Here is an 18,334-nt window from a genome sequence, read left to right on the forward strand (position 1 = left end):
ACCGGCCGTGTTCTTGAGGAGTTCCCGATGGATCGGTGCCCGCATCGCACGGCGGCCGTGACGGCGGACGCGGGCCCCTTCGGGCGCCCCGGCGCCCGCGACGGCGCCGCGCAGGTCGTCGCTCCATGCGGTGGCCCGGGTTCGGAGCGTGTGGGCGCACGGGTTACGGTCTCCAGGAACAACCGGGTTACCCCGGGTCAGCGAAGCAGCTGAGCGAACCGACGAAGCAGCCAGGAACGGGCGGCGGACTTTCCGCGTGCGACAGGATGGACCCGTGCGAGGGGACGACACTCAGCCGGACGACAGCCGGCTGACCGTTGCCGTACAGGCGGCACAGGACGGCGACGAGGCGGCGTTCCGTACCGTCTACCGCGCCGTGCATCCCCGACTTCTCGGATATGTGCGGACCTTGGTGGGCGAACCGGATGCCGAGGACGTCGCCTCCGAAGCCTGGCTCCAGATCACCCGCGACCTCGCCCGCTTCAGCGGAGACGCGGACCGCTTCCGCGGCTGGGCCGCCCGCATCGCCCGCAACCGCGCGCTGGACCACATACGCATGCGCGGTCGCCGCCCGGTGATCGGCGGCGACGAGAGCGAACTGTCCGACACGCCCGCGCTGTCCGACACCGCGGGCGAGGCGCTGGAAGCCCTGGGCACCGGCCACACGCTGAAGCTGATAGCCGGGCTGCCGCAGGACCAGGCCGAGGCCGTGGTGCTGCGGGTGGTGGTCGGCCTCGACGCCAAGAGCGCGGCCCAGGTGCTCGGCAAGCGGCCCGGAGCGGTCCGCACCGCCGCGCACCGGGGGCTGCGCAGGCTCGCCGACCTGCTGGAGGACGAACCGGCCGGGCGCGACGCCGACGACCGCGACGCCGACGACTGCGACCCCGACGGCCGGGCCCCCGGCCCGCACAGCACCCCGGAAGACTCCCGGGACGCTTCCCCGGGCTCCCCGGGCGGCTCCCCGGTCGACTCCCCGGAAGGGCGTCACGACGATCCCCCGGAGGGCCCCTCGGACGGTCCCGACCAGCGGGCGGAAGGCTCCTCCGGCCCCGCCGCACGAAGCCCGCGCAAGGGCGGTGGGGCGGTGGACGGCGTCCCCGCGCAGACGCGAAGACGCCGTGACGGCGTGGCGGAATCGTATGTACCAGGTGTGACGGAAACGGCCGCCCGAACGCAGAAGGACATGTGATGGCCGACGAACCGTACGACTGGCTCGACAAGGACGCCGCGGAGCGATTGCTGCGTGGCGACCCGGTCGGTGCCCCGGACGGCGACGGCGCACGCAGACTCCAGCAACTGCTCGACACCGCCGCGGCGGTGGGCGCGGGACCCGCCCCGAGCACCGAGCTCCCCGGCGAGGCGGCCGCCATGGCCGCCTTCCGCCGGTCCCAGCACGCCTCCGGCATCCGGCCGCGCCGCCGGGTGACGGCCGACCGCATCCCCACGGTCCATGCCACCCGCCCCGGCGGCACCTCCGAACGCAGCCGCCTCGCCCGCCCCTTCCGGCGCGGCTTCGCCGTGGCCCTCGCGGTGTGTGCGATCGGCGGGGTGGCCGTCGCGGCCGGCACGGGTGTGCTGCCACCCCCTTTCCAGGGCGGCGGCGCCGACCCTGAGCCCGCGCCCAGCGTCTCCGCCGCCGAAACCCCGGGCACCCTCGCCTCCCCCGACCCGGGCGCCGAGACCGACGGCACCGCCTCCCGGCGGCCCAGTGGCAGCCCCGGCCCCGAGTCGACCCGCCCCGGCGAGAGCCCGTCACCGGGCGCCCCCCACCCCACCCGGCCCCCCGGCACCACCGGTCCCGGCGACAGTCAGGGCGACGGAGAGCAGGACGGGCGCCGCAAGAGACAGCCGGGCGACCGCAAGAAGTTCGTCCTGGCGCTGTGCCGTGCATACGAGTCCGGCAAGCGCGGCAGCATGGACCCCCGTACCCGGCGCCGTCTGGAGCGCGCGGCCGGCGGCCCGCAAAAGGTGCATGCCTTCTGCCGCGGGTATCTGGCCGACCAGACCGGTGGCCGGAGCGCCGACGGCCTGCTCGGCGGCCTGACGGACGGTGGCCAGGGCGACAGCGGCCAGGGCGGCGACGAGGACGACGACGAGCACCCCGCCCCGCCCCCGAGCCCCACCACCCCGACCGCCGGCGGCGACGCCCCGGCCTCCCCCGCGCCCTCCGCCTCCACGCCCGCCCCCTCCGCGAGCACTCCGAGTACGGCGGTCACCGGCGGGGTGTGACGTTTTTCGGCCCCGTGACGCAGTAGAGAATGAAGCCGACTGGTCATCGGCTGCGCGCGAGCCGGGGTTCCCCCCGTACCTTCGGCTCCGCGCCCACGGCGCGGGCGGGGCACGTTCCCCCGGCCCTGCCCGCGCCCCCTCTCCCCGGACGAGTGAGTCCGAAGTCCCGCCCCGCCCTCCGGGTCCCCGCCCTCCGGGCGGACGACGGGATCTCGGAGTCACCCCTCTATCGGTGGACGACGACCTTCGTGCCCATGGCCGCCGCGCCGAACAGCGCGGCCAGCCGCCGCTGGTCCCGGACGTTGACGCAGCCGTGCGAGGCACCGCGGTATCCCCGCGCCGCGAAGTCCGACGAATAGTGCACCGCCTGACCCCCGCTGAAGAACATCGCGTACGGCATCGCCGTGTGGTAGATCGTCGAGATGTGATGGCGGCTCTTGAAGGTGACGCGGAAGGTGCCCTCGCGGGTCGGTGTGAACTGCGAACCGAAACGCACGTCCATCGCCGAGACGACCTTGCCGTCGACCATCCACGCCAGGGTGCGGCTCTGCTTGCTGATGCAGATCACCCGCCCTTTCAGGCAGCGGCGGTCGGGCCTGCCGGCCGGCTTGCTCGTAGGTGGCCGGAGCTCGTCGCGGGACGGCGCGTGGGTTTGGGAGCGCAGCGCGCGCCAGGTCGCCGGGCCCACGGCGCCGGTGCGCGGCAGCCCGTGCCGCCGCTGGAAGGCGCGGACCGCGGCCGTGGTGACCGGGCCGTAGTAGCCCGTCGGGGACCGGCGGAAGTGGCCCAGTTGGGCCAGCCGCGCCTGTAGTGCACGGACCTTCGCACCGCGTGCCCCGGGGGCCGCCACCGGGCGGGGCCCGGGCCGGTGGGTGGGGAGGCGGTGGGTCACGGAGGGCGGCCGGTGGTGGGTGCCGGGCAGGGTGACGGGCGCCGTGGGCAGCGGCCGTCCGTTGCTGCCGTCGGCGGAGTCCGTACCGGTGACGGTCACCGGCCGGCAGCCCACCGCGGCCGCACACACCACCGCCATCAGGAGCGCCGCTCCCGCCACAGGTCTTGCGTTCTTGCTCTTCCGCCGCACGCCCACTCCCGGATGCCACGGGCCGCACCGCACCGGCCACGCCTGATGTTTCCCAATGCTGCGGTGCGGCGAACCTGCAAGCATGCTGGGCACACGGCGAAAGACGGATGCCGGTCACCCATTGGGAGGCGTACACCCATGGCGCGCGAGTCGGGCAGTGACCGATACAACGAGAGCGGCCTGCCCATCGAGCCCGTCTACGGGCCCGAGGCACTGGCCGGCTGGGACCCGGAGCGGCAGCTCGGCGCGCCCGGCGCATACCCGTACACCCGTGGCGTGTACCCGTCGATGTACACCGGGCGCCCCTGGACGATGCGTCAGTACGCGGGCTTCGGCACCGCCCGCGAGTCCAACGCCCGCTACCGGCAGCTGATCGCACACGGTACGACCGGGCTGTCGGTCGCCTTCGACCTGCCCACCCAGATGGGCCACGACTCCGACACGCCCCTCGCGTCCGGCGAGGTCGGCAAGGTCGGGGTGGCCGTCGACTCCGTCGACGACATGCGGGTGCTGTTCGGCGGCATCCCGCTGGACCGGGTCTCGACGTCGATGACCATCAACGCCCCGGCCGCGCTCCTCCTGCTCCTCTACCAACTCGTCGGCGAGGACGAAGGAGTGGCTCCCCGTCACCTCACCGGCACCATCCAGAACGACGTCCTGAAGGAGTACATCGCGCGGGGCACGTACATCTTCCCGCCCAAGCCCTCGCTGCGCCTGGTCGCGGACACCTTCCGGTACTGCCGGGCCGAGATCCCCAAGTGGAACACCATCTCCATCTCCGGCTACCACATGGCCGAAGCCGGCGCCTCGCCCGCCCAGGAGGTCGCCTTCACCCTCGCCAACGGCATCGCCTACGTCCGTACCGCCCTCGCCGCCGGCATGGCGGTGGACGACTTCGCGCCCCGGTTGTCCTTCTTCTTCGTCTCCCGCACGACGCTCCTGGAAGAGGTCGCCAAATTCCGTGCCGCGCGGCGCATCTGGGCCCGGCTGATGCGCGAGGAGTTCCACGCGCAGAACCCGAAGTCGCTGATGCTGCGCTTCCACACCCAGACCGCGGGCGTCCAGCTCACCGCACAGCAGCCGGAGGTGAATCTGGCCCGGGTCACCGTCCAGGGGTTGGCCGCCGTGCTCGGCGGCACCCAGTCCCTGCACACCAACTCCTTCGACGAGGCCATCGCCCTGCCCACCGACAAAGCGGCCCGGCTCGCCCTCCGCACGCAGCAGGTGTTGGCGTACGAGACCGATGTGACCGCCACCGTCGACCCGTTCGCCGGGTCCTACGTCGTCGAGTCGATGACCGACGAGGTGGAGGCCGCCGCCCTGGCGCTGATGCGCCGGGTCGAGGACCTGGGCGGTGCGGTGACCGCCATCGAAGGGGGCTTCCAGAAGGACGAGATCGAGCGGAACGCCTACCGGATCGCCCAGGAGACCGACGCCGGCGACCGGGTCGTGGTCGGCGTCAACCGCTTCCGGCTCGACGAGGAGGAGCCGTACGAGCCGCTGCGGGTCGACCCGTCGATCGAGGCCCAGCAGGTCGAGCGCCTGGCCACGCTCCGTGCCCGCCGCAACCGGGTGGCGGTGACCGAAGCGCTCGGTGCCGTGCAGCGAGCCGCCCGGGGGACGGACAATGTCCTCTACCCGATGCGGGACGCGCTGCGGGCGAAGGCGACGGTGGGGGAGGTCTGCGATGCGCTGCGGGAGGTCTGGGGCACCTATGTGCCCACGGACGCCTTCTGACGCCCCGCCGGCGGGAGGGCCGGCCGCCCGCCCGGGGAGGGGCACCGATGCCTAGCCGCGGCTACGACTTCTTCCTGGCAGGGCGGTGGGAGGCGCGGGAGCTGCTGCCGGCGCTCGCCGCGGGGCTCGGGGTGCGGCCCGGCGAGGTGGACGTCGCGTACGACGAGCCCGGCGCGGACGCCGAGGACCGGCACTGGAACGCCGCGGTGCTGTGCAACGCCCTTCCGGTGCACGGCGACTGCACCTGGTACCTCGACGTCCACGCCGGCGACATCGCCGACCTGCCCGACAGCCGGACCCTGGCACTGCGGCTCGCGCGGTGGTCGGGGCGGGTCGTGCTGTACTCGGCGCCGCTGCTCCGCCCCAGCGCCTACTGGGCGGCCGCTCCGGACGGCGGGGTGGGGCGCGCGCGGATGTACGACCCGGACGACGGGCCGGACGGCGCCTGGCGCATCGACGCACTGGAGCGGGCGACGTCCCGACTCCCGCTCGCGCGGATCGACTTCGTCTACGAGATGATCGGCGACGAGATCGCGTACCACCCCCTCGCAGGGGCCCTGCGCGGCATCGTCGCCACGCTGCGCGACCACTGCCCCGAGGCGCGGCTGGAGCTGCGCGGCTCGCTCGCCACCGCGACGCACGACCGGTACAGCGACCTCGACCTGTGCTGGACGGTGCCCGGCGAGCGCTTCGCGGCGGCCGTCGCGGGGATCGATGACCGTCTCGACCGCACCCACCCGCTGCTGACCGCTCGCAGCGACCCGGACTTCCATCAGGCCCCCGACCGCCGGCTGCTCACGTACTTCTTCCGCGAACTGCCGCTGTTCCGGCGGTTGGACCTGGAGATACGAGCCGCCACGCCGCCCACCGGCCCGGTGCCCGCCGGTGGTGGCTGGCCGTTGCCGGTCAGTGCGCTGGCCAATGCGGTGGGCGCGGTCAAGGCGGTGGCGCGGGAGTGTCCGGCACAGACGGTCCGGGGGCTGCTGGACCGGGGGTTCGCGCGGGTCGGCGCGGGGGAGCGGGCCTCGGGGCGGTGGGCGCGGGACGTCGTACGGCTGACGGAGGCGGCGGAGCGGGCCGCGGCGGACGGGGACCCGGCGGACGGGGACCCGGCGGTGCGGGAGCTGGCCGCGCGGGTGCGGGAGACGGCCTGGGAAACCCTGCCGGGCCCGTGACATCGGCCCGCCGGCGGTGCGCGGGATCGCGGCGTCCGGATCCGGGCCGGACGTCGGCCGGTCACTGCCGCAGGTCGCGCCGGCCGGGTCCGTCACACTGGTGGCATGTCGTCACCCCGCCGCGTGTGCCCCGTCTGCACCCGAGAGATCGCCGTCGTCGGCGGTCGTTACGCCCGCCACGACCCTCCCGGGCGCCGCACGGGCATCGAGCTGATCTCGTGTCCGGGGTCGCGGCGGACGGCGCCGATGATGGCGCCGGCGGAGAAGCTGTTCGACCCGGAGGAGCCGCCGATGCCGGGGCAGCAGCCGCTGTTCTGAGGGGCGGCCCGAGGACGGTGCCGGGGGCGCGGGGGTCCCGACTACGGTGCCAGGACGTCCAGTTCGGCCATCGCGCCCGTCGTGATCTCCCGGGTCAGCGACTCGGCCCGGGCCGAGTCGCCGGTGCGGACCGCCTCCGCCACCTGGACGTGCAGGGTCACCGCGGCCGGGTCGGGGTCGGTGAACATGATGTGGTGCTGGGTGCGGCCGGTCAGCACCGCGGCGACGACGTCCGCGAGGCGGGCGAACATCTCGTTGCCGGAGGCGGTCAGGATCACCCGGTGGAAGGCCATGTCGTGCACGAGATAGGCGGCGAGCTGTTGGCCGCGTGAGGTGGCGACCATGCCCATCGCGTGCTCGGTGAGCTCGGCGCACTGCTCGGGGGTGGCGTGGGCGGCGGCCAGGCCCGCGGCGGCCGGTTCGACGGCGGAGCGCAGGACGGTGAGGGAGCGCAGCTGTCGGGCGCGGTCGCGGCCGGCCAGCCGCCAGCCGATCACCCGCGGGTCGTAGACGTTCCACTCCTCCATCGGACGGACGGTCACCCCGACCCGCCGCCGGGAGGCGACCAGCCGCATCGATTCCAGTACCCGGATCGCCTCGCGGATGACCGTGCGCGAGACGTCGAAGCGCTGCTCCAGCTCGTCCGTGCGCAGGACCGTGCCCGGCGGGTAGTCGCCCGCGGTGATGGCGGGCCCGAGGGACTCCAGTACCCGGGCGTGCAGCCCCTTCCCCAGCCCCTCGTTTTCCATGGGCCAAGCCTACGTTCCCGGGTCTCGGCCAATTAAGTATGACGTTTGCGTCACAGGCTCTTGAATACGTCGTACCTAATGGGTTTCAGTGGGGCTGGCTACGGGCCGCGTACGACGGGCCGTATCACGTCAACGAAGACAGCGCGGACAGCGAGGTAAGCGGCATGAGCACCCCCCACGTGATCGTCGTGATGGGCGTGGCCGGCACCGGCAAAACGACGATCGGGCCGCTGGTGGCCGCCGCACTGGGCGTTCCCTACGCCGAGGGCGACGACTTCCATCCGCCGGCCAACATCGCCAAGATGTCCGCCGGTACCCCGCTGGACGACGACGACCGCTGGCCGTGGCTGGATGCGATCGGTGCCTGGGCGCACGGCCGGGCCGGACACGGCGGCGTCGTCAGCAGTTCCGCCCTCAAGCGCGCCTACCGCGACCGGCTGCGCGCCGCCGCCCCCGGTGTCGTCTTCCTGCACCTCACCGGGGACCGGGTGCTGATCGAGGAGCGGATGGCCGAGCGCAAGGGCCACTTCATGCCGACCGCGCTGCTGGACTCCCAGTTCGCCACGCTCGAACCGCTCGGCACGGACGAGACCGGCGTCGCCGTGGACGTCCGCGGCACGCCGCAGCAGATCGCCGACCGCGCCGTGGCCGCCCTGCATCACCTCGAACCGGCCGCCTGAACCCGCGGCCGTAGCCGTCCTCCCCCCCGAACAAGGAAATCGCCGTGACACATCTCAGCGCCGAGATGCTCGCAGCGGACGTGACCGAGCCCATCACCTCGGCCGGTCACGCACAGCTGGGCATCGCCGTCCTGGCCGGCATAGCCGTCATCGTCCTGCTCATCACCAAGTTCAAGCTGCACGCCTTCCTGTCGCTGATCATCGGCTCGCTGGTGCTCGGTGCGGTGGCCGGCGCGCCGCTCGACAAGGCCATCGCCAGCTTCTCGACGGGGCTGGGCACGACGGTCGCGGGCACCGGCGTCCTGATCGCGCTCGGCGCGGTCCTGGGCAAGCTGCTCGCCGACTCCGGGGGCGCGGACCAGATCGTCGACACGATCCTGGCGAAGGCGAGCGGGCGGGCCATGCCCTGGGCGATGGTGCTGATCGCGGGCATAGTCGGCCTGCCGATCTTCTTCGAGGTCGGCATCGTGCTGCTGATACCCGTGGTGCTGCTGGTCGCCAAGCGCGGCAATTTCTCGCTGATGCGGATCGGCATCCCGGCGCTGGCCGGCCTCTCCGTCATGCACGGGCTGATCCCGCCGCACCCCGGCCCGCTGGCGGCCATCGACGCGGTCCACGCGAACCTGGGCGTCACGCTGGCGCTGGGCGTCGTCGTCGCCATCCCCACCGCGATCATCGCGGGCCCGGTCTTCTCCCGCTACGCGGCCCGCTGGGTCGACATCCGCCCGCCCGAGAACATGGTGCCCGAGCGGACGTCCGACGACCTGAAGAAGCGTCCCGGCTTCGGGATCACGGTGGCGACGGTGCTGCTGCCGGTCGTGATGATGCTCGCCAAGGCCCTCGTCGACATCGTCGTCGACGACCCGGCGAACGCCACCCAGCGGGTCTTCGACGTCATCGGCTCCCCGCTGATCGCCCTGCTCACCGCCGTCCTCGTCGCGATGTTCACGCTCGGGCGGGCGGCCGGGTTCACCAAGGGCCGGATCGCCTCGACGGTCGAGAGGTCGCTGGCCCCGATCGCCGGTGTGCTGCTGATCGTCGGTGCGGGCGGCGGCTTCAAGCAGACGCTGGTGGACGCCGGCGTCGGCCGGATGATCCTGGAGATCTCCAAGGACTGGCACATCTCCACCCTGCTGCTGGCCTGGCTGATCGCCGTCACCATCCGGCTGGCCACGGGCTCCGCGACGGTGGCCACCATCTCCGCCGCGGGACTCGTCGCCCCCCTGGCGGCCGACATGTCCACCACCCACGGCGCCCTGCTGGTCCTGGCCATCGGCTGCGGCTCGCTCTTCTTCAGCCACGTCAACGACGCCGGTTTCTGGATGGTCAAGGAGTACTTCGGGATGAGCGTCGGCCAGACGCTCAAGACCTGGTCGGTGATGGAGACGCTGATCTCGGTCGTCGGGATCGGGTGCGTGCTGCTGCTGTCGCTGGTGGTGTAGCCCCCCGTCCGGAAGGGGGCCGGCTCCGCTCGCCGCGGTGCACGAGGAGCACCGCGGCGACTCCCATGCCCAGGCCCAGCGCGGTCTGCGGGCCGAAGGGCTCGCCGAACATCAGGGCGCCCCATACCGCCGTCACCGGCGCCATCAGGAACATCAGGGTGTTGACCCGGGTGACGCCGGAACGCCGCAGGATGAGCCAGTAGAGGCCGTATCCCCCGAGGGTCGACAGCACCACGAGCCAGCCGATCGCCGCCCAGAACGACGGTGTGGCGGGCGGCGTCGCGGCGCCGGCCGCCAGGGCGAGCCCGGTGAAGAGCACCGCGCTGGTGGCGCAGTGGACCGTCATCGACACCGCCGGCGGTACGGCCCGGCGGCTGCGGCTCTCCAGGAAGGTGGCCGCCACCAGCGACAGCATGCCGAGGAACGGTACGGCGTAGGCCCACCAGGGCGCCCCTGCGCCGGTCGTGGCGTCGGCCGCCGTGACCACTGCGACGCCGCTCACGCCCAGGGCCAGCCCGTACCACTGGCCGCGCGCGACGTACTGGCCCAGCAGCGGCCCGGCCAGCGCGCCCGCCACCAGCGGCTGGGTGCCGTCGATCAGCGCCGTCGTGCCGCTGGAGACCCCGAGCTGGATCGCCCAGTAGACGGTGAACAGATAGCCGCTCTGCGAGAGCGCGCCGATGACGGCCTGTCGGACCACGTCCCGCGCCGCCAGGCCCCGCCAGGACGCGCGGGCGGCGGTGGCCGCGACGACGAGCAGGACGACGGCCAACGGCAGGAAGCGCCACATCAGCAAGGTGACCGCGTCGGCGCTCTCCGCGCCGAGTCGGGCGCCGATGAATCCGGAGCTCCAGCTGAGCACGAAGCCGGCGCAGAGAAGGACGTTCATGACCGGTGACCCCCTTCGGGCAACGCGAGGTAAACAGATCGGTCTACTTGCCTTCACGGGCCACTATACAGATCGGTATACTTCTTGCCATGGGGCATTCTGACGCCATGGCTGCGTCGTCCGAGAAGTCCGCGGGGCCGGTCCGGCCGCGCCGGATCGCCATGACGCCGGCCGCGCGCCGGGTGCTGGAGGCCGCCGGGCGGCTGTTCTACGAGCGCGGCATCCACGCCGTCGGGGTGGATCTGATCGCCGCCGAAGCCGGGGTGACCAAGAAGACCCTCTACGACCGCTTCGGGTCCAAGGACCAGGTCGTCGTGGAGTACCTCGCCGACCGCGACGAACGCTGGCGGATCTTTCTCGCCGCCCGCCTCCAGGAGGCGGCGCCGGAGCCGGAGGCGCGTGTCCAGGCGGTTTTCGAAGCCTCGCGGGCATGGTCGGTGAAGCATGGCGGCAAGGGGTGCAGCATGGTCAGGGCGCATGCGGAGATCAGTGATCCCGGCCATCCGGCCTACGCGATCATCGCCGGCCAGAAGGCATGGACGCTGGGTCTGTTCACCGACCTGGTCGAGGACCTCGCCCCGGACCGGGAGGCGGCCGCCCGGCTGGGCCGCTCGCTGACGCTGCTGCACGAAGGGGCGCTGGTCGCCCATGGTCTGGGCCTCTTCCCCGACCCGATCGGGCAGGCCCGGGAAGAGGCCCGGCGGATGCTCGCCGCCGCGGGTTAGCCCACCGCCGCCGTGCAGGCCCCCGCGTATCCGTCCAGGGCGGCGCGGAGCGCGGCCGTGGCTCCTGCCGCCGGCGCGGCCACCGCCAGATAGCCGTCGGGCCGCACGAGGAACACCCCCGGCTCCTTCCCGTACGCCGCGGCCATGTGCCCGTCGGTGTCGAGCAGATCGGGGGTCGGGCCGCCGAGGCGGATGATGCGCAGCAGGCCGGGGTCGTCGGGCAGCGCGGCGTCGTCCAGATCGGTGTCGCCCAGGGCGAGGACGGTGAACTGCGGGCCGCGCAGCGCCTCGAAGAGGCGGAACGGTGTGCCGTCGGCGGTGCGGCAGGGGGCGTCCGGGGCGCGGTCGCCGGCCCGCAGGGCGTCCTCGGTCAGGCCGCTGCGCAGTTCCTGGGTGAGGGGGCTGTCCGGGTAGCCGATGTCGAGCTGGTCCAGATCGCGGCCCCGGTGCATCGAGCGCGATCGGTGCAGGCGGGTGCTGGTGCTCAGGATGCGGGCGGCGATCGGGCGCCGTTCGATCTCGTAGCTGTCCAGGAGGGCGTCGGGGGCGCCGTGCCGCAGGACCTGGCCGAGCTTCCAGCCGAGGTTGTAGGCGTCCTGGACGCTGGTGTTCAGGCCCTGGCCGCCGGCCGGGGAGTGGATGTGGGCGGCGTCGCCGGCCAGGAAGACCCGCCCGCTGCGGAAGCGGTCGGCCATGCCGGCGCGGGGGCGGAAGAGGGAGGTCCACACGACGTCGCGGATCTGCTCGGGTACGAGGTGGGTGTGCTCGGCGAGCAGGGCGCGGACCGCTTCGGGCGAGGTGTCCGGGGTGCTCTCGGGCGGCGCCGCGACCATGGTCTGGAACAGGTCGGTGTGGGCCAGCGGGAGCATCATGGCGAAGCCGCCGTCGGGTCGCATCCAGCGGTGCCAGTGGTCCCGGTCGAGGCCGTCCACGCGGATGTCGGCCAGTACCGCGGCGCCCGGCTCCAGCTCGGGGCCGCTCATTCCGACACCGAGTGTCCTGCGTACGGTGCTGCGCCCCCCGTCGGCGGCGACCAGGTAGCGGGAGGTGACGGTCCGCCCGGTGCCGTCGGAGAGGGTCAGCCGGGCCCGTACGGCGTCCGCGTCCTGCTCGAACGTGGTGAGTTCGGCGCCGAAGAGAACGCTGCCGCCCAGCTCCCGCAGCCGCTCGTGGAGCACCTCCAGGTTGCGCCACTGAGGCACCATCAGCGCGTTGGAGTGCGGCGCGGCGGGGGTCGGGTCGACCCGTTCGATCATCACGTGGGTGCGGGCGATCCGGCCGTCCTCCCACAGCGCGATCGGCGGGTAGGAGCCGCCGATCGCGCGGATCGCCTCCAGGACGCCGAGGTCCTCGTAGACCTCCTGGGTGCGCGGCTGGATGCCGTTGCCGCGGGCGCCGGGGGAGAGGCCGTCCTGGCGCTCGACGACCAGGGCGCGCACGCCGCGCCGGGCGAGGTCGATGGCGAGGGCGAGGCCGGTCGGGCCCGCGCCGGTGATCAGTACGTCGAAGGACGTAACAGCAGATACATCCCGAACGTCCTTAACGTTGTTAAGTTCCATGGCTCGAGGATGGGCTTAACGGTGTTAAGTTGTCAACATGGCATCGCGTATCGACCGGAAACAGGTGGTGGACACCGCCCTGCGGCTGCTGAACGAGGTGGGGCTCGACGGGCTCACCCTGCGGCGTATCGCCAAGGAGCTGAACGTCCAGGCTCCGGCGCTCTACTGGCACTTCAAGAACAAGCAGGAGCTGCTGGACGAGATGGCCACCGAGATGCTGCGGCGGATGGTCGTGCCGTGGCGGCAGGCGGCCGGGCTGGAGGCGGACGGTCCCGTCGTCGCCTGGCAGTCGGCCCTGCTCGACACCTGTCGGGCGCTGCGCCGCGGGCTGCTCGCCTACCGCGACGGCGGCAAGGTCTTCAGCGGTACGCGGATGACGGACGAGAGCCACGCCCCGCCGACGGAGGGGTTTCTGCGCCTGTTCACCGAGGCGGGCTTCTCGCCGCAGCAGGCGGTGCGCGCCTGGTGGACCGCGTACAACTTCACCATCGGCCTGGTGATCGAGGAACAGTCGGTCCACCCCGACCCCGCCGAGCCGGGCGACCGCGACCCGGCTTACGACCTCGCGGAACGCGACCGGCGGTTCGGCGAGCGCTATCCGCTCGTGGCCGCCGCGGGACACGAGTTCTTCGGCAACATCGAGGCGGGGTTCGAGGCCGGGCTGCAGATCATCGTCGCGGGGATCGCGGCGACGGCCGGCGGCGCGTCGGAGGGCTGATTCAGGGCCGCCGCGGATCGACCGCCCGCTTCAGTGCCGGTGTCAACGGCCGCTCCACCCACCGGTGCAGCGCCCACGCCAGCGCCAGCATCAGCGCCACGGTCAGCGGCAGCGTGGCGTAGGACGGCAGGCCGGCGTCGCGGTGCAGGGCGCCTATGACCACCCAGCCCAGGTGTTCGTGGACGAGATAGAACGGGTACGTGAGCGCGCCCGCCACCGTCAGCCAGCGCCAGTTCAGCCGGTGCAGGCCGCCCAGCGCGACGGCCGCGACCAGCGCGAAGCCGAGCGTGACGACGGCGATGATGCCCGCCGTGGAGCGGTAGGAGAAGGCGTCGGCGGAGGGGGCGTGCCAGAGTCCGGCGACCGCGTAGTGCTGTCCGATCAACCAGCTGAGCAGGACTATGGCCCAGGCGACGGGGTCGCGGGCGCCATAGCGGTGCAGCAGGTAGAGGCCCACGCCGCCGATGAAGAACGGGGCGTACTCGGGCATCAGGACGACGTTCAGGAACGGCTGGTGGGCCGCCTGGGCAAGCGCCGCGGCCAGCGTCCAGCCCGCGCAGAAGAGCACGACCCGGCCGCGGGTGGCGCCGGGCAGGACGACGCAGACGGCGAACAGCGCGTAGAAGCGCATCTCGGCCCACAGGGTCCAGCACACGCCGAGCACCCGGTTCACCCCGAGCGGCTGCTGAAGCATCGTCAGATTCGTCAGCACCTCGCTGGGCGCCAGTGCCTTGTAGGCGACCCACGGCAGGGCGAAGGCCGCGGTGACGATCAGGATCGCGGCCCAGTACGCGGGGTAGAGGCGCGATATCCGGGAGGCGACGAAGGCGCGCAGCGTGCGGCCCCAGCCGCTGAGGCAGATGACGAAGCCGCTGATCACGAAGAAGATCTGGACGCCCAGGCAGCCGTAGGCGAACAGGGGCGCCATGGTGGGGAACTCACGGGCCGGGGACGCGCCCCAGGCCCCGGCTATCTCGCCGCCCCGGCCGCCGTAGTGGTACGCGGCGACCATCAGCGCGGCGAGCAGCCGCAGCCCGTCCAGAGCGCGCAGCCGGGAGGCACCACTGCCCCGGCTGCGCGTCCGTATGGACGGGGCGGGGGCCGCGGTGGCGACCCGCGCACCCGACGTCAGCTCGGTGGCGGTCATCCGAATGCGGCCCGCTTCTTCAGCCGCCGCTGCACGGCCCGCGCCCGGCGCGCGACCTTGCGGACCGTCGGGTTGCGCGGCAGGAACGCCAGCTGGGACGGGATCGCGCCGGGCAACGCCAGCGCGGTCAGCCGGCGGCGCTTGAAGTAGCGCCAGGTGTGCTGGTCGAGGCGGGTCGCCAGATAGCGTTCGGCGGCCGGACGCAGCATCGGGTAGATCTGGTGCTGCATGGCGTATCCGACGGCCTTCACCAGCTCGCGGACGTCCCCGGCGCGCGCGGACCCGGTGGCGGCGCGGTCGCTGAGGTCGGGCACCAGCGCGTCCACGATCGTCACCGGGACGCGGTTGCTGTTCTGGTACGGGGTGAGCCGCTCCAGCAGCAGTCCGGTGCCGGTGCGCGCGGTCGGCAGGTCGTAGAAGGTGGCCGCGGTCAGCAGCGCCGTGGAGAAGCAGCCGACGACGAGGGCGGGCCGGGTCCGCTGGTAGAGCACCTCGGCCAGGACCGGGCTGTCCAGCACGGTCAGCTCGATGTCCAGCTTCTCCGCCTCCCGCTCCAGCAGCCGCGACCAGCGGGCCGGGGCGGAGGGATGCGGTTTGAAGACGATCTCCCGGTGGCCGCGCTCGGCGGCACCGCGCACCATCCGCAGATGCAGCTCTTCCTCTTCCTCGGGGGTGAGGATGTCCAGGGCGGAGAGGTACTGGCCGAGGAGAAGGGCGGCGCCGTGCGGGACGTCCGCCAACTCGCCGCTCGCATCGGCCAGTTCGCCGAGCACCTTGCGGAACGCGTCGGTCGGCACCGTCTTGGCGGGGACGTCGAACTCGGTGAGCAGCAGCGGCGTCAGGCCCGCCACCAGATCGAGGTGCAGCAGACGGCCGATCCGGGTGCCGATCAGCGGGTCGAGCTTGTTGCGGGTGGGGCCGTAGCTCATCAGGCCGTCGGCGTAGACGTCGAGGGGCGCGCCCGGGAAGACCTGGGCCAGCGCCATCGCCGGGTTGACCTGGATCGATTCGACGATCAGCTCGATGTGCGAGTCGCCCAGACCCCACAGCAGCCGCAGATACCGCTCCCACAGCGGGGCGTCGTCAGCGCGCGGGGACCAGCCGCCGGGGTGGAACGGGCTGATCGTCTCGTTCCACGACAGCACCCGGTCGAACCGGTCGCGCAGCAGCGCGAAGCCGGGCATGGTGTCCAGCGACGCGGTGGTCTCCGGGTTCGTGGCGTTGTTGCTGAGCAGCAGCAGACGGCGGTCGGCCGGCTCGAAGCAGTCGGCGTCCAGGGCGGCGGCAAGGGTGGCCGCGCCGTAGAGCGTGGACGCCATGAAGATCTGGGTACGGGGCCGGTTCGGCATCAGGCGGCGACCTCCGCCGTGGGGGAGGAGCGGCGGCGCAGCCGCCGCAGCCGGGACGCACGCTGCACATCCATCGAATCCAGGGCTTCCTTCAGTACGTCCTGCGGCATGCGTTTCATGGCCGCGGAACTCATCGAACGCAATTTACGGGCCACCTGCGGCTCGAATCGTTCGATCGATCCGAGGTGGTGGGAAATGATCGCGCAATAGGTGCGCACCGCCTTCGGCAGCAGAAGATCCGCATCCCGGTCCTGCGCGGTCTCCTCGATCACCTGGTCGAAGGCGCGAATGAAGTCCAATTGCCGCACATCACCGATCTGCGTCAGAGAGGACGCCACCCCGCGTCGGTAGAAGACGCCGAGGAGACCGACCACTGCCATGGACTTCGCCTCGCGGTGCAGCCGCCAGATCCACGGGCGGTCCTCCGCGGTGCGCAGCCCGTGCTTGAAGTGCAGCACACCGTCGTCCAGCAGCCTGCGGTGGTAGATGCCGGCCCAGGCGTAGGCGTAGTCGACGGAGGTGGAGCGGTCGGCGGGCAGGATCAGCGCGCGCGGGTCCATGACCACACCACGCCGGCCGTGCGGAACGCGGTGCACGGTGCGGGCCCGGTTGGTGCACTGGACATGGTCGGTGCGGACGAAGTCGCATCCCAACTCCTCTATCGCGCCGAGGAGTTCGGAGAAGTATCCGGGTGCGAGCCAGTCGTCGCCGTCCAGGAAGGTGACGTACTCGCCGCGGGCCTCGTCCAGACCGGTGTTGCGGGCGGTGGCCAGGCCGCCGTTCTGTTCGTGCCGCAGCAGTCTGGCGCCCGGCAGCTCGCGCTCGGCGCGCGCAAGGATCTCCGGGGTCTCGTCGCGTGAACAGTCGTCGACGAGCAGGAATTCAAAGTCCTCGCGGGCATTGGCCGCCAGGCTTTTCAGGGTGTCGGGCGCGTATGTCTGCACGTTGTAGAACGGCACGATGACGGAGAGCTTAACCACCCGGGTGACGTTAGGTGCGGAGTCGGCATTCGTCTTTACGTGATCCGGGCCTCAAGGTGAACGAAGAATGTCGGGATGGTTAACCGGCCCGTCGATCGAGCCGGTTCGTCATTCGTCGACCCGCTGTTAACCCGTTGTTGCGGTCCAGTTGGCCCGCCAATCGGAATGCCTTCCTAGCGTCTTCGACGTGCCATCACGTACTTCTACGCCGCGAGTCGCCGTGCTCGCCGACTCGGACACCCGGTGGAAATGGGGCGCTTTGACAGCGTACCGAATCCAACCGGGCATCCGACTCGACGGGTATCTGCTCCGCGGCCGCGCCACGCCCACGGTCCGCCAGCTCGACGAGGTCGGCGCCCGTGCGGACTCGCTGCGCGAAATCAGGGGCGTCGACTTCCTGGGCGACATGGAGCGCGACGCCCGCACCGGCGACGGTAGTGGATACGACGTCGTGGTGCTGGCCTGCGTGGGCGGCGCCGTACAGGCGATGCTGCACGGCCTCGCCCACGCCTGGCGGGACACCCCGCGCCGCCCCGTCGTCGTCACCGGCTACGTCGGCGTGGTCTACGAGAAGCTCGCCGACGGACTGCTGCTACGACACGGCGCGGACGTGGTCCTCGCCAACTCCCGGCACGACGCGGACCGCTTCCGTGAGGTCTACCGCGGCGTCGGCGCCGACGACCACAGCGTCGTCGAGTGCGCCCTGCCCTTCCTCGGCGGCGCCCCCTACACGGGCGAACACGACCCGTACACGGTGGTGTTCGCGGCGCAGCCCTCCGTACCGGAGAGCCGGGCCGACCGGTCCTACCTGCTCCGCCGGGCGGTGGAGCACGCCCGCCGGCACCCGGACCGCGAGGTGCTGATCAAGCTGCGCAGCAAGCCCGGCGAGCACACCACGCACATCGAGGAACTGCCGTACCAGAAGCTCGCCACCAAGGTGCCCGGCCAACTGCCCGGCAACTGCCGCCTGGTGTACGGGAACATGGGCGAGGTCCTGGACCGCACCGACCTGATGGTCACCGTCAGCTCGACCGCGGCCCTGGAGTCGCTGCACCGCGGCATCCCCACCGCCGTCCTCACCGACCTCGGCATCCGCGAGGCGCTCGGCAACCACTCCTTCCTCGGCTCCGGCTGCCTCGCCTCCTGGGACGAGCTCGACGCCGGACACCGCCCGGAGCCCGACCAGGGCTGGCTGGCCCGCCAGGGCGTCGCCCCGAAGCAGGGGACGTCGTCCGAAGCCCGCCCGGAGGACTACGAGCGGGCCTTCGACGCGGCCCGCGCCCGGGTCACCGAGCTGCGCACCGCCGACCGGCTGCCGCCGCTCACCCCGTACTACACACCCCGCACCGCCCCCGGCTACCTCCCCGGCATCCTCGCCCGCCACGGCCTGGACCCGCACGGCGAGCCGCTCGCCGGCCACCAGGACGCCCCGGAGGAGACCGGCGGACTGCGCCGGATCGTCCGCGAGACCGTCCGGGAGGCCGCCCGTGGCGCCTACCGCCACGGCGTCCAGCGCGTCGCCCCCGCCATCCGCCGCTGGGGCCAGCTGTGACCGC

Annotated in this window: 17 protein-coding genes; 10 read left to right on the plus strand and 7 right to left on the minus strand. The window is 72.5% G+C overall.

Annotated elements, in window-relative coordinates; translation table 11 throughout:
* Window positions 1-274: 274 nt before the first annotated feature.
* On the plus strand, window positions 275-1,189 hold the full coding sequence (locus tag ACGFML_RS01935) for a sigma-70 family RNA polymerase sigma factor (RefSeq protein ID WP_393538922.1): 915 nt from the start codon (window positions 275-277) through the stop codon (window positions 1,187-1,189).
* Window positions 1,189-2,229: a hypothetical protein gene (locus ACGFML_RS01940; protein ID WP_393538924.1), complete on the plus strand. Its 1,041-nt coding sequence runs from the start codon at window positions 1,189-1,191 to the stop codon at window positions 2,227-2,229. Before ACGFML_RS01935 ends, ACGFML_RS01940 begins: the two co-directional genes overlap by 1 nt.
* A gap of 226 nt (window positions 2,230-2,455) precedes the next feature.
* Here the strand turns inward: ACGFML_RS01940 and ACGFML_RS01945 are convergent, their stop codons facing one another.
* On the minus strand, window positions 2,456-3,310 hold the full coding sequence (locus ACGFML_RS01945) for a peptidoglycan-binding protein (RefSeq protein ID WP_393538926.1): 855 nt from the start codon (window positions 3,308-3,310) through the stop codon (window positions 2,456-2,458).
* A gap of 138 nt (window positions 3,311-3,448) precedes the next feature.
* Here ACGFML_RS01945 and ACGFML_RS01950 point away from each other — a divergent pair, with 138 nt between their 5' ends.
* The 3 genes from ACGFML_RS01950 to ACGFML_RS01960 all read left to right on the plus strand — a co-directional run bounded on the left by ACGFML_RS01950 (window position 3,449) and on the right by ACGFML_RS01960 (window position 6,540).
* Window positions 3,449-5,047, plus strand: a complete 1,599-nt coding sequence (locus tag ACGFML_RS01950; RefSeq protein ID WP_393538928.1) for a methylmalonyl-CoA mutase — start codon at window positions 3,449-3,451, stop codon at window positions 5,045-5,047.
* A 47-nt stretch (window positions 5,048-5,094) separates the two neighbouring features.
* Window positions 5,095-6,222 carry a hypothetical protein gene (locus ACGFML_RS01955; RefSeq protein ID WP_393538930.1) on the plus strand — a complete coding sequence of 376 codons (1,128 nt, stop codon included), beginning with the start codon at window positions 5,095-5,097 and terminating at the stop codon, window positions 6,220-6,222.
* 105 nt (window positions 6,223-6,327) lie between these two features.
* Window positions 6,328-6,540 (plus strand): hypothetical protein, encoded by a 213-nt coding sequence (locus tag ACGFML_RS01960; protein ID WP_083107087.1) that lies wholly within the window; start codon window positions 6,328-6,330, stop codon window positions 6,538-6,540.
* A gap of 41 nt (window positions 6,541-6,581) precedes the next feature.
* Here ACGFML_RS01960 and ACGFML_RS01965 read toward each other — a convergent pair whose 3' ends face one another.
* Entirely contained in the window at window positions 6,582-7,289 is a 708-nt protein-coding gene (locus tag ACGFML_RS01965; RefSeq protein ID WP_393538933.1) for a FadR/GntR family transcriptional regulator, read from the minus strand.
* Window positions 7,290-7,453: 164 nt separating this feature from the next.
* On the opposite strand from ACGFML_RS01965, the gene ACGFML_RS01970 reads away from it, so the two are divergent.
* Both ACGFML_RS01970 and ACGFML_RS01975 read left to right on the plus strand, forming a co-directional pair.
* Window positions 7,454-7,969 (plus strand): gluconokinase, encoded by a 516-nt coding sequence (locus ACGFML_RS01970; RefSeq protein WP_393538935.1) that lies wholly within the window; start codon window positions 7,454-7,456, stop codon window positions 7,967-7,969.
* A gap of 44 nt (window positions 7,970-8,013) precedes the next feature.
* Entirely contained in the window at window positions 8,014-9,411 is a 1,398-nt protein-coding gene (locus ACGFML_RS01975; protein WP_393538937.1) for a gluconate:H+ symporter, read from the plus strand.
* On the opposite strand, the gene ACGFML_RS01980 is transcribed toward ACGFML_RS01975, so the two are convergent.
* A complete protein-coding gene (locus ACGFML_RS01980; protein ID WP_393538939.1) occupies window positions 9,332-10,300 on the minus strand; it encodes a DMT family transporter in 969 nt (322 codons plus the stop codon). The two genes, ACGFML_RS01975 and ACGFML_RS01980, sit on opposite strands and share 80 nt — an antisense overlap.
* A 161-nt stretch (window positions 10,301-10,461) precedes the next feature.
* Here ACGFML_RS01980 and ACGFML_RS01985 point away from each other — a divergent pair, with 161 nt between their 5' ends.
* Window positions 10,462-11,025 (plus strand): TetR/AcrR family transcriptional regulator, encoded by a 564-nt coding sequence (locus ACGFML_RS01985; protein WP_393540357.1) that lies wholly within the window; start codon window positions 10,462-10,464, stop codon window positions 11,023-11,025.
* Here the strand turns inward: ACGFML_RS01985 and ACGFML_RS01990 are convergent.
* Complete coding sequence (locus ACGFML_RS01990) at window positions 11,022-12,584, minus strand: FAD-dependent monooxygenase (protein ID WP_393538941.1); 1,563 nt, start codon at window positions 12,582-12,584, stop codon at window positions 11,022-11,024. The two genes, ACGFML_RS01985 and ACGFML_RS01990, sit on opposite strands and share 4 nt — an antisense overlap.
* Window positions 12,585-12,621: 37 nt before the next feature.
* Here ACGFML_RS01990 and ACGFML_RS01995 point away from each other — a divergent pair, with 37 nt between their 5' ends.
* The gene (locus tag ACGFML_RS01995; RefSeq protein WP_393538943.1) at window positions 12,622-13,302 is read left to right on the plus strand and encodes a TetR/AcrR family transcriptional regulator C-terminal domain-containing protein; all 681 of its coding nucleotides are present in this window, start codon (window positions 12,622-12,624) and stop codon (window positions 13,300-13,302) included.
* 1 nt (window position 13,303) lies between these two features.
* Here ACGFML_RS01995 and ACGFML_RS02000 read toward each other — a convergent pair whose 3' ends face one another.
* From ACGFML_RS02000 to ACGFML_RS02010, 3 genes are read right to left on the minus strand one after another with little or no spacing between them, the layout of a single operon-like run.
* Window positions 13,304-14,449, minus strand: coding sequence for an acyltransferase family protein (locus ACGFML_RS02000; RefSeq protein ID WP_393538944.1), 1,146 nt, complete (start codon window positions 14,447-14,449; stop codon window positions 13,304-13,306).
* A complete protein-coding gene (locus ACGFML_RS02005) occupies window positions 14,446-15,798 on the minus strand; it encodes an alpha-2,8-polysialyltransferase family protein (RefSeq protein ID WP_393538946.1) in 1,353 nt (450 codons plus the stop codon). Before ACGFML_RS02005 ends, ACGFML_RS02000 begins: the two co-directional genes overlap by 4 nt.
* Window positions 15,798-16,778: a glycosyltransferase family 2 protein gene (locus ACGFML_RS02010; protein WP_393538947.1), complete on the minus strand. Its 981-nt coding sequence runs from the start codon at window positions 16,776-16,778 to the stop codon at window positions 15,798-15,800. Before ACGFML_RS02010 ends, ACGFML_RS02005 begins: the two co-directional genes overlap by 1 nt.
* A gap of 187 nt (window positions 16,779-16,965) precedes the next feature.
* On the opposite strand from ACGFML_RS02010, the gene ACGFML_RS02015 reads away from it, so the two are divergent.
* A complete protein-coding gene (locus ACGFML_RS02015) occupies window positions 16,966-18,330 on the plus strand; it encodes a DUF6716 putative glycosyltransferase (RefSeq protein ID WP_393538949.1) in 1,365 nt (454 codons plus the stop codon).
* Window positions 18,331-18,334: the final 4 nt, after the last annotated feature.

It is taken from the genome of Streptomyces sp. NPDC048650 (genome assembly GCF_043199095.1).
Classification (GTDB): Bacteria; Actinomycetota; Actinomycetes; order Streptomycetales; family Streptomycetaceae; genus Streptomyces.